Below are 11,358 nucleotides of genomic sequence, written 5' to 3'. Positions count from 1 at the left end.
TGAGGAGATCAATTTAGGGATGTCTTTCAAATTAAATCATTCAAGTGAGTTTTTTGAGAGATGACTTCGACTATTTTACTCTTATCAATAATGACAGCACTCAATGTATTCCCAACACAAGCTCCCGTATCAATATATAATGCGTTGGCAGTTTCGTCATAAACAATCTCTTTTTGTTTAGTGTGACCAACGACTTGTATCTTTCCAAGATCAAGCAGCTGGTCGCGTGTCCACAAAACTCCATTATCATTTCGAAAATCTTTGTAAATAAATGGTTCGAGTACTGATAAATCTTCTTTGTAGTTAGATGGTAAATAAGTTCTATAACCTTCAGAAATCCCAGCATGGGAGACAAAACAATCTTCTAAATTATAAAATAACGGTGCCGATTTAATTGCATCGATATGATGGAATAGAGCTTCTTCGTGTTGTTCGTATGATTCGAGAGTAGCTTCATTTCCGTTATAAATCCAAGACCTGGCAAAAACACTTGACGGATCTTTGAAGAAGTGATAAAACATATAATCATGATTGCCTGGTGTAAAAAGTATTTTTTCATTTAGAATAAATTCAATAACATCGTAACTGTTATTTCCTCGGTCAACCAGATCGCCGACAGAATAAATCGGGATTTTACTATACTTTGAGCGAATCAAATTAAAAAGTTCAACAAGTGTATAGTAACATCCATGAATATCACCAATGACAGCAACCATTATATGTTATAAGTCTCCTTGGCAAATTGTTTCAATTCATCTTTAAAAGCCGGATGAGCGATTTCAATAAGCGCTGCAGCTCTTTCTTGTACTGTTTTGCCGTAAAGATTGACCGCTCCATATTCCGTAACAACATAATGCACATCACCTCGAGACGTTACAACACCTGCTCCCGGTTTTAGGGTTGGAACTATTCTACTAATTTGGCCATGCTTAGCGGAAGATGGAAGTGCAATTATAGGCTTTCCACCTTCACTTCTTGAAGCACCTCGGATAAAATCAACCTGGCCGCCTATTCCGCTGTAAAATTTTGTGCCGATTGAATCCGAACAAACTTGACCGGTTAAGTCAACTTCAATTGCGGAATTTATTGCGACCATCTTACTATTCTGTGCAACAATAAAAGGATCATTAACATATTCCTGAGGATGAAATTCAAAAATTGGGTTATTATCAATAAAATTATATGATCTTCGTGTACCTAACACGAAACCAGCTATAATTTTTCCCGGATGAAGGGTTTTCTTTTCACCATTTACAATTCCCATTTCAACAAGATCAATTAATCCATCGGAAAACATTTCGGTATGAATGCCAAGATCATTTTTATCTTTTAGATAATGCATGACCGCATCGGGAATAGCACCGATACCCATCTGTAAAGTCGAACCATCTTCAATTAATTCAGCAATGTGGCTTCCGATATGGTTATAAACTTCAATTTCCTCTTTGGTGGCATTAGGATCAACTTGCGGTAATTCCATCAATGGTTCACTGTATTCAACTATATAATCTATTTTGTTTATATGGATGAAACTATTCCCTAATCCCCGTGGCATTTTATCATTTATCTGAGCAATAACTGTTTTAGATTTTTCTGCCGGAGTTTTGATATTACCTACATCGATTCCGTAACTGCAAAAACCGTGTTCATCGGGCGGTGACACATTTATCATTGCAACATCAGCTTTAAGTAATCCTCTCTTAAAGAGCATTGTAACTTCCGAAAGGAAAATTGGAATAAACTGGGCACGTCCTTCATTTATAGCTTTTCTTGTATTTCCTCCCATGAAGAAAGCTTTGTGAAGAAAATGTTTTTCCATCCCCGGTTGAACATAAGGTAGATCACCAACGATAAGGATGTGATAAATATTAACGTCTTCAAGCTCATCTTTTCTTCTAACCATAGCGCGAATTAATTCCATCGGTGCAGCGCATCCTGGTTGAATAACAACTTTATCACCTGAATTAATAACCTTTACAGCTTCATCAGCAGTAACAACTTTTGAATTATATTTTGCTAACCATGCAGGGCTATTCGTTTTTGTTATTTTTGTTTCTTCGGTAGTCATAATAATTTTAGTCATTTAGTTCGTTGAAAAAAAATGTAATCTTCTATATTCGAGCCCAAATGTTTCCGCTAAGGTTTCATTTGAACAATAACCGTTAAAAGTACAGACACCTTTCGCTAAACCGTTATCACTTAGTAAAGCATTCGTTAGTCCGTTATCGGCAATTTTTAATATATAATCTAATGATGCGTTAGTAAGTCCGTAACTAGCCGTTCTTGAAACAAGAGCCGGCATATTAGGCACGCAATAATGAATAACATCGTGCTCAACAAAAGTTGGATCAGAAATTGTTGTTGGCCGACTAGTCTCAACTACACCGCCTTGATCGATAGATACATCCACAATAACAGCACCTTTTTTCATTGTCTTAACCATTTCTTCGGTAATGAGATGAGGAACCTTTTCACCTTTAATAAGAACCGCACCGATGAATAAATCTGCGAACTTACATCCTCTTGCAATAGTATATGGATTTGCAACAACGGTTGTAATTCGTTTTGATAATCGAATTTCCATTTTACGAAGGCGACTTAAATCTTTATCCAAAACAATAACTTGCGCACCTCTTGAAAGCGCGGCACGAGCGGCTGTGAAACCGACAACACCGGCACCCAGGATTACAACAGCGGCAGGAGCAACGCCGGTTATTCCACCCATTAAAATTCCTCTGCTGCTTGGGATATCACTTGCAAAATATCTCTCACCTACTTGAATTGCGAGTTGTCCGGCAATTTCACTCATTGATTCTAATACAGGCAGTTCATTATTTTTTTCGATCAGTTCATATCCAATCGCAGTAATTTTCTTTTTGCACAATTGTTCGATTATTTTCTTTTTACCGACAGCCAAATGCAGAAAAGAAAAAATTATTTGATCTTCTTGAAGTAAATCAGCTTCTGCTTCAGCAAGAGGTGCAATTTTGGCAATCAATTCCGCACGTTGATAAACTTCTTCAACCGAATAGACAATGTTTGCACCTACTTCCCGGTATTCTTCATCGGGGAAATGACTGTCAAGTCCGGCATTTGTTTGAATAAATACCGTGTGTCCGGCTTTAACTAAAGCATCAACTCCGGCTGGAGCTAAAGCAACTCTCTTTTCTTCAAGTATGGTCTCTTTTGGTATGCCTATTCTCATAGTATTTGATAATTTTTTTATAAAATAATAAAGTAAAAAATACTTATAAATCCTCTTAAAAACAAAATGACAGGCAATGTTAGATCGGTGTTTTTGGTGTTTTACCGGAAAGTACCCGTATCACATTTTCTGCACAAAGCTGAGCCATCTTTGTGCGTGTTTCGATTGTGGCACTTCCTAGATGCGGTAATAGAACCGCATTTGACAATTTCAGCAAGTCCTGATCAAGATTGGGCTCGTTTTCATATACATCGAATCCAGCCGAATGAATTTTACCTTTCTTTAATAATTGAATAAGATACTTTTCATCAACCACTTCACCTCTAGCAATATTTATTAGAATTGCATTCGGTTTTAAAAGTGAAAGATGTTCTTTATCCAATAAGTGATAAGTTTCGTTGGTTGAAGGAATTTGAATAGAAATAATATCCGAATCATTCATTAATTTTTTGAGACTAACTTTCTTAGCACCGACATCTTTTTCTAAATCGTACTTGCTTGAGCGATTATAGTAAATAATTTTTGTATCGAAAGCTTTGAATCTTTTTGCAACGGCTTGCCCAATTCTTCCCGCACCGATAATACCAATAGTTTTGCCGCTCATTTCAAGTCCCAGCAAAAGGTTAGGCGCCCAACCTTTGAATTTCTTCTTCATTACAAAATCATGTCCTTCAATCGCTCTTCGTGAACATGCGAGTGCAAGAGTTAAAGCTATATCTGCGGTGGCGTTTGTTAGAATATCCGGTGTGTTTGTAACGATTATATTTTTCTGCTTTGCATAATTAATATCAATATTATTATAGCCGGCAGCATAGTTAGCAATTATTTTACACTTTTTTAAGTTGTCAATTATCTCCGAATCTATTTTATCAGTCAATAAAGAAATAACAGCACCAGCATTACGAGCATATTTGATAAGTTCTTTTTTTGTGATTGGTTTATCCTTCTTGAAGGTTACAACAGTGTGACCATTTTCACGTAATGTCTTTTCCACATTACCGGGTAAACTTCTTGTTATAAATACTTTCATCTTATCCGAATAAAAATTTTACAATAAATAAAGCGCCAAGTATACCAGCAAGATCGGCTAATAATCCCGCTGTCAGTGCGTATCGAGTTCGGCTTATATTCACAGCACCAAAATAAACAGCAATTACATAAAATGTCGTTTCGGTACTTCCCATAATTGTTGAAACTAAAACACCAATAAACGAATCGGCACCGTGAACTGAAATAATTTCAGCCATTATTCCAAGCGCACCGCTTCCCGAAAGCGGACGCATAAAAGCCATAGGAAGAGCTTCAGCCGGCATTCCGATTAAATCCGTAGCCGGGGTGACTAAAGCAATTAAATATTCCATTGCACCACCAGCACGGAATATCCCAATCGCGACAAGCATTGCAACTAAATAAGGTATTATTCTAACCGCAATTTGAAATCCTTCCTTAGCACCTTCAACAAATGATTCATAAATCTTTACTTTTTTAAAAATACCATAGGTGACAAATAATAATATTATAAACGGTATCGCCAAGGTTGAAACTATTTGTATTATCGATTTGAATACATCCGCTTCAATGTTGTTTAATATCGATGTCAACAAACCGGTAATTGAAATAAGTACAGCCAGTAAAATTATTAGTGATACGAAAATTATTGGTTTGCGTTTTTCGACTAACCATTGCTTAAACACAATATTCTTTTGCGAGAATGTTTCAAATATTTTTGCTGATGTGATGCCAACAATAGTTGCACACAACGCACCGAAAAAAGATGTCCCTATAATTATTGTCGGATCGCTGCTTCCTGCTGCAGCACGAACTGCAATTGCAGTCGCGGGTATTAAAGTTAATCCGGCAGTATTTACCGCAAGAAACATACACATTGCGTTTGTCGCTGTTCCTTTGTTTTCATTCAACTCATCAAGTTGCTCCATTGCTTTTAGACCAAAAGGTGTTGCTGCATTTCCGAGTCCCAACATATTTGCCGAAAGATTCATAATAATTGAACCAATGGCCGGATGATCATGAGGAACAGTGGGGAACAAAAATCGGGTTATTGGTTTAACTGCTTTCGCAATTATATTAATAAGTCCGGCTTCTTCCGCAATTTTCATAATACCAAGCCAAAGTGCCATAATTCCGATTAATCCCAATGCAATGTTTACGGCTGTTGAAGCATAATCCAAAGTTGAATTTGTAACTTCTTTCATATGGATGAAAGAGACTGTTTCAAATTCAACGCTACCACTTTTTCTTTTTGAGGAAATTGAATTAGTAATTTCTAAAGTACCTAGTAAATCATCAGACTTACCGACAGCGGCTGCCATTGTCTGCCAAATCTCCGGAGATGATTCATTTACTCTTAAAAACAGTGAATAACTACCTTTCTTTTCGTTATAGCTTAATTGTATAGAATGACTTATTGTATCATTCAACGAAGTGTTATAGAATTCATTAAAAGTATTGTGTGGAATTTTAAGCTGTGCTTTTTGTTGTTGAGAATGTGATTCGGATAATTCATCTAAAAATATTTCAACCGGAATGGAGTTGCCGTTCTGATATTTATTTTTCGATTCGTCAATTATATCTGTTGTTAATGCAGTTGCTATCCCGAGAAATAATAAAGCGAGCCAGATATAATTTAGCATATGTGAGTTCTTAAATTATGTTTTGTAAATTGCATCTAAGTTAAAAAATCTTTTTTCAAAAAGCATGATATTATAATTCAAGTTTGGTGTTCAAATTTTTGTTTAGAAAATATTTTTAAAAGGATTTCAAATGAAAATCGGGTTGTTACAATACTCTCCTGAGTGGGAAAATGTTGAAGCTAATATTTCAACAATAGAATCGCTCATTTCTAAAAATATTTCTGACGAAGATATAATTGCATTCCCCGAAATGACATTGACCGGTTTTACAATGAATTCAAAAAAGTTTGCTGAAGAAATTGATGGAACCGGGACAAAATATTTTATCTCACTTTCGCAACGATTGAAAAAACATCTCTTTGCAGGAATTATCGAAAAAGACGATAAAAATATTTACAACTCACTCGTACATTTCGACAGCAACGGATTAATTCGTGCACGTTATCGAAAAATTCACCCATTTAGTTACGCGAAAGAAGACGAATCTTATAGTGCCGGAAAAGAATTAGTGACTACAAATATCGAGAAAATGAAAATCGGTTTAACAATTTGCTATGATTTACGCTTTCCCGAGTTGTACAGATTTTATGGAAAAGATAGAGCTGAAATAATGATAAACATTGCAAATTGGCCTGTTACTAGAATTGAACATTGGAAACATTTATTAAAATCCAGAGCGATTGAAAACCAGTGCTTTATTATTGGAGTAAACAGAATCGGGAATGATCCATTTAACGAATACAACGGCTCTAGTGCAATCTTCGATCCGATGGGTGAGGAAGTTTTGATGTGTGATAATGAGGAAGGTCTTTTCAGCACAGAGATTGATTTGAGCAAAGTTGAAGAAGTAAGAAACAAGCTTCCGTTTTTGGAGGATATTAAACTTATTTAAAATCCTAAATCCAAATCACTAATTTCTAAACAATATCTAAATTCGAAAATTGAATGACAAAAACAACTACAAACCATTTAGAATTTTGCATATAGTATTTTTGATTTGTTTAGCATTTCGAAATTAGAATTTAAGATTTGCTTCTCAATTATTTATCATTTTTTGTAATCAGCCTAATTCCATTTCGAAAAGTTAAGTAGTACCAAATCCATTCTGTCATAACGCGGTAGCGTTTTCTGAAGTTGACCAAAAACGCAATGTGAACCAATGCCCAAACCAACCAGGCGAAGAATCCGGAAATTTTAAAGTTGCCAATTTGCAAAACTGCTTTTGCCCTACCGATAGTTGCAAGATTCCCTTTGTCGAAATACTTAAACGGTTTTCTAAATTCCTTTTGTAAATTTTTCTTTAAAATTTTAGCTACATATCTCCCTTGCTGCATCGCTACAGGTGCAACTCCGGGAAGTGGCTTTCCATTTTCAATGAACAAAGCCGCATCACCAATAACGAAAATATTCGGATCATCTTTTAACGAGCAATCCTGATCAACTATTACTCTACCGCTTTTATCCAACTCTGTTTCCAGATTTTCAAGAATCGGAGAAACTTTATTGCCGGCTGCCCAAATTACATTGGATGCTTCAATAAATTCACTTCCGACAAGAACACCATTTTCATTAATCTCTTTAACAAATGAATTAAGTCGAACTTCCACACCCAGTTTTTCTAAAGTTTGTTTTGCTTTATCATTTAATGGTTGATCAAACGTTTGTAGTATTTTATCTGCACCTTCAACAAGAATAATTTTTGTATCGGCAGTATTTATATTTCTAAAATCTTTTAGAAGAGTTTCTTTTGAAATTTCAGCAATGGCGCCGGCAACTTCAACTCCGGTGGGTCCGCCGCCTACTATAACGAAAGTCATTTCCTTTCGTTTTTCATTTTCGGTTTTAGCTAATTCAGCTTTCTCAAAAGCTAACAACATTCTTTCCCGAATATTTAATGCATCTGAAATTGTTTTAAGACCGGGCGCATAATTTTCCCACTGATCGTTTCCGAAGTATGAATGTTTATTTCCAATTGCAACAACTAAGAAATCATATTCGTATTGATCATCTTTAGTGATAACTTTCTTTTTAGCTCGGTCAATATTTATTACTTCACCAAGTATCACTTCTACGTTTTTACTGTTGGAAAATTCCGATCTAATGGGGACTGCAATATCACCAGGTGAAAGTGCTGCTGCAGCCACTTGGTAAAGCAATGGTTGAAAAAGATGATGATTAGATTTGTCGATTATTTTTATTTGGTAATCGGTGTTTTTTAATTTCTTTGCCAGAGTTATTCCACCAAATCCACCACCAATAATTACTATTTTTTTATTGTTCATAGGAATCTCAAATTATTCACATGCACAAATATACTAAACATAGATATTTTGTCTGAATATTATAATAGGAAGGTTTTATTAAATGGCTGCATGGTTTAATTGTCACATGGCTGGAATAAACTTATCAAAAACGATGTAACAATTAGACAATTAAACAATCAAAAATGCTCATACACCGAACAATTTTTTTATTTCATCGTCGTGAATTTCTTCTTGGATCTCTGATTCACTTCTACCAGTTTTCTCGTTACTAATTTGGTTAAGAAATTCTTCGGATTTTATAACTGTGCAACTGCAGACTTTAGCAAACTCCGAAAGTGGTCGATCCGATGTGACAACAACTAATTTTTTAGAATTCTTTGAGCTTTCGATTTGATCTCGAATTTTTTCATCCGCTGTTTTATTATCCGAGTAAATGATTTTCGCTTTGGATGATTTTACAATATCTTTTTGAAACCCATCGAAATGAAGTGAAACTTTTACTTTCTTTTTTGCAAAGTATCGATCAATAAGCGGAATTAGTTTTTCACGCGAAAGCTGCGGTTCAATTTGTTGAAGTTGTTTTAGTTCTCGATCTTTCCCGATAATATTATTTCCGTCCAAAATGTAATGTTGCATTATCTACCCGAGAAAATATCTCTGCTCTTAGTAACTTTTATATCTCTTAGTTCCGGAGCTTTCATTCTAATTTCAAATCTGAATCCACTGTAAGTTCCTATAGGATTCCATGTAAAATTCATTTCCCAACAATCTAGATCACGATAGATAGTTATCTGCGGAGCAGTGACTTCATGTTCTTGGAAATCATAATTACCTCTAAAAGTAAGCTTCCAAGCTTGTGACAAACTTAAGCTCAAACTGGCACCAATTGTCGAACGAATGGTTGATGCATCGGGTGTCGGCTTATTGAGACTGAAATTGTAATTAAGATTAAGATTCCAAGGAATTGAAAAATCAGAAGGGACTTCATCATATAAACCAATATAATCCGTTTTATTAAATGCCGAGTAATCACTTTCTTCTTCAACACCAAATCCACTTTGTCTAGATTCACCGGATATTTTATCGCCGCTTATGTTTGTAGAAATCGAGAGATTTAAACCCGTCATTCTAAAAAGACCTTTTCCTTTGTTAACTAAGAATTCATTTATTTGTTTGCCGTTACGGAAATCATAAAATGTATAAGAAGATGAACCGCTGAAGTTAAGATACTCACCAATTTGTGTTCTATAACTTAATCTCAATGGAGAAAGCTTAAGACTATCCGCAGCCAAATTATAACCAACATTTGCTGTTAAATTTAACAACTGAATCTTTTCTTGTTTTGAGGTTGTGTCGGTTGGATTCTTTAATGTCTTGATCTCGAAAAGATTACCGATCGAAAGGTTTAAAGATTTTTGTTCACCCGAACCAGCACCGCCAAATACTTCTCGCGCGTATTGATCATATCTAACAATATTGCCATTAACATCGACAAATTCGTTAAAATAACCGTACTTCTCTTCGCTAAAATCCGGACGATAGTTGAAGGATAAAGTTGGTGTAATTGTGTGTCTAAGCGCTTCAATACCAAAAGTGCCGATGTTAAACATGCCATAAATTTTTGTTTGTGTCGAAAGTGAAACATCGAATGTTCTAACAGCATTTATTTGTTTAATATCTCTTTCCTGTTCAACATAATTTGTATCGACAACATTGCCTGTTGAATCTGTTTCAAACTCGGGGACTAATACTCTTTCAATCTTTTTGTTATACCACTTTTCAGAATAATTAATCGATGGAGTAAAACTAAAATATCCAACCTTTGGTGAAGCTTTTACCGATGCATTATGTTGAACGCCGGCTCTGATATTTAATTGCCCGTCAACTTTGTTGCGTTGATTCTTAAGTTGCCCGGAATAATTTATTCCTATCATCTCATACCAACTTTGATCTCGTGAAGTTGAATACTTTGATTGAAATGGATAAAGAATGGGAACATTAAAGCTGATACTTGGTAAAGTTTCATAAATATTGCCGGATTCCAAATTTTGTCTGCGATTATAATTTACTGTTAAACTTGTTCCGTTATCCCAGCGTTTATTCAATGTTGCGTTCGAAATGATATCACGTTGTAAAAGATCATTATAGCTTACACTATTATTTGTAAGGAATGTTGAAGACTGAAATTGAAGATTAACATCCAACCTAGTGTTCGGATCAAATTGTTGATTATGAAAAAGTGATAAGTTCCAATCTATTTGTTCGGATCGATTAGGATCATTTTTATCGCCGATCAGAATATTAGAATAACCAGCATTAATATTCCCGCTGAAATCATAACGTTTAGCGTAGCGATAACGTCCGCGTGTTCCCCATCCGCCTCTTGTATAATAATCTCCCGTAACCGCCAAATCCATATAATCACTAATTGCCCAGAAGTAACCAAAATTTCTGAAGTACCAGCCTCGTTGACCTATTTGACCATAGCTCGGAGCTATTATACCCGAACGTCTTCCACTTTCAGCGGGAAATACAGCAAAGGGAATTGGAACAGGAACCGGAACACCACCGATGTACATGAATATCCAACGAGCAATAACTTTATCTTTATGAATTATTTTCATCTGTTTTGCAGTAAAGTACGTAACCGGATCGTCACCTCCGCAAGTTGTATATATTCCATCTTCAATAAAGTAAACGTCTTTATCAACTTTTTTTACTCGCTGACCGCTGTAAGAAGAACCTTCCATCTCATTTTTTGCTAGTGATATATAACCGCGTTGCGTCTTGAAATTATATTTTATACTTGTTCCTTGATATGTTTCGCCATCTTCGGTCAACTCGGGTGTTTGAATTAATTTTTGTCCCGTTGTATCAGATGTATCGGCGACACCAAATGCTTCTAATTCATTAGTTGGGAAATCGACAAAAATCATTCCCGACTTTAAATCGGTTTTTTTGTATTTAAGCTGACCACTTCCATACACGTTCATTTTTTTATTTTTTACATCAAAGGTAAGAGAATCTGATGCTATTGTGGTTACAACATCATCCACATCTGTTCTATTGGAAGCTTGTTGAATTGAATCAACTTTGTTTGTATCGATAATTGAAAGTGAGTCGGTAAAAGTGAATTGGGTTGTGTCTTGAATATTTACCTGAGCAGATAAACTAATGCAAGCTGTCAGCAAAATTACAAATATAATTAGCTTCATTTTCATCTGCGGATTTCATGGTT

General features: G+C 35.4%; 9 protein-coding genes. 1 reads left to right on the top strand and 8 read right to left on the bottom strand.

Annotated elements, in window-relative coordinates:
* Window positions 1-26: 26 nt before the first annotated feature.
* From QY331_05965 to QY331_05945, 5 genes are all read right to left on the bottom strand, one after another.
* A complete protein-coding gene (locus QY331_05965; protein WKZ70793.1) occupies window positions 27-716 on the bottom strand; it encodes a metallophosphoesterase in 690 nt (229 codons plus the stop codon).
* Window positions 716-2,083, bottom strand: a complete 1,368-nt coding sequence (locus QY331_05960; protein WKZ70792.1) for an acetyl-CoA hydrolase/transferase C-terminal domain-containing protein — start codon at window positions 2,081-2,083, stop codon at window positions 716-718. The genes QY331_05965 and QY331_05960 overlap by 1 nt, the downstream gene beginning before the upstream one ends.
* Complete coding sequence (locus tag QY331_05955; protein ID WKZ70791.1) at window positions 2,084-3,205, bottom strand: alanine dehydrogenase; 1,122 nt, start codon at window positions 3,203-3,205, stop codon at window positions 2,084-2,086.
* A gap of 79 nt (window positions 3,206-3,284) precedes the next feature.
* Entirely contained in the window at window positions 3,285-4,235 is a 951-nt protein-coding gene (locus tag QY331_05950) for a D-glycerate dehydrogenase (protein WKZ70790.1), read from the bottom strand.
* A 1-nt stretch (window position 4,236) separates the two neighbouring features.
* Window positions 4,237-5,856, bottom strand: a complete 1,620-nt coding sequence (locus QY331_05945; GenBank protein ID WKZ70789.1) for a nucleoside recognition domain-containing protein — start codon at window positions 5,854-5,856, stop codon at window positions 4,237-4,239.
* A gap of 130 nt (window positions 5,857-5,986) precedes the next feature.
* On the opposite strand from QY331_05945, the gene QY331_05940 reads away from it, so the two are divergent.
* A complete protein-coding gene (locus QY331_05940) occupies window positions 5,987-6,748 on the top strand; it encodes a carbon-nitrogen family hydrolase (GenBank protein ID WKZ70788.1) in 762 nt (253 codons plus the stop codon).
* A gap of 148 nt (window positions 6,749-6,896) precedes the next feature.
* Here the strand turns inward: QY331_05940 and QY331_05935 are convergent, their stop codons facing one another.
* The 3 genes from QY331_05935 to QY331_05925 all read right to left on the bottom strand — a co-directional run bounded on the left by QY331_05935 (window position 6,897) and on the right by QY331_05925 (window position 11,335).
* Window positions 6,897-8,138 carry an NAD(P)/FAD-dependent oxidoreductase gene (locus tag QY331_05935; protein ID WKZ70787.1) on the bottom strand — a complete coding sequence of 414 codons (1,242 nt, stop codon included), beginning with the start codon at window positions 8,136-8,138 and terminating at the stop codon, window positions 6,897-6,899.
* Between the two features lie 168 nt (window positions 8,139-8,306).
* Window positions 8,307-8,756: an NYN domain-containing protein gene (locus tag QY331_05930; GenBank protein ID WKZ70786.1), complete on the bottom strand. Its 450-nt coding sequence runs from the start codon at window positions 8,754-8,756 to the stop codon at window positions 8,307-8,309.
* Entirely contained in the window at window positions 8,756-11,335 is a 2,580-nt protein-coding gene (locus QY331_05925; protein ID WKZ70785.1) for a putative LPS assembly protein LptD, read from the bottom strand. Before QY331_05925 ends, QY331_05930 begins: the two co-directional genes overlap by 1 nt.
* Between the last annotated feature and the right edge of the window lie 23 nt (window positions 11,336-11,358).

This window comes from Melioribacteraceae bacterium (assembly GCA_030584085.1).
Lineage (GTDB): Bacteria > Bacteroidota > Ignavibacteria > Ignavibacteriales > Melioribacteraceae > SURF-28.
Note: the sequence above shows the minus strand (reverse complement) of the source record. Positions and strands in the feature narration are given on the sequence as shown.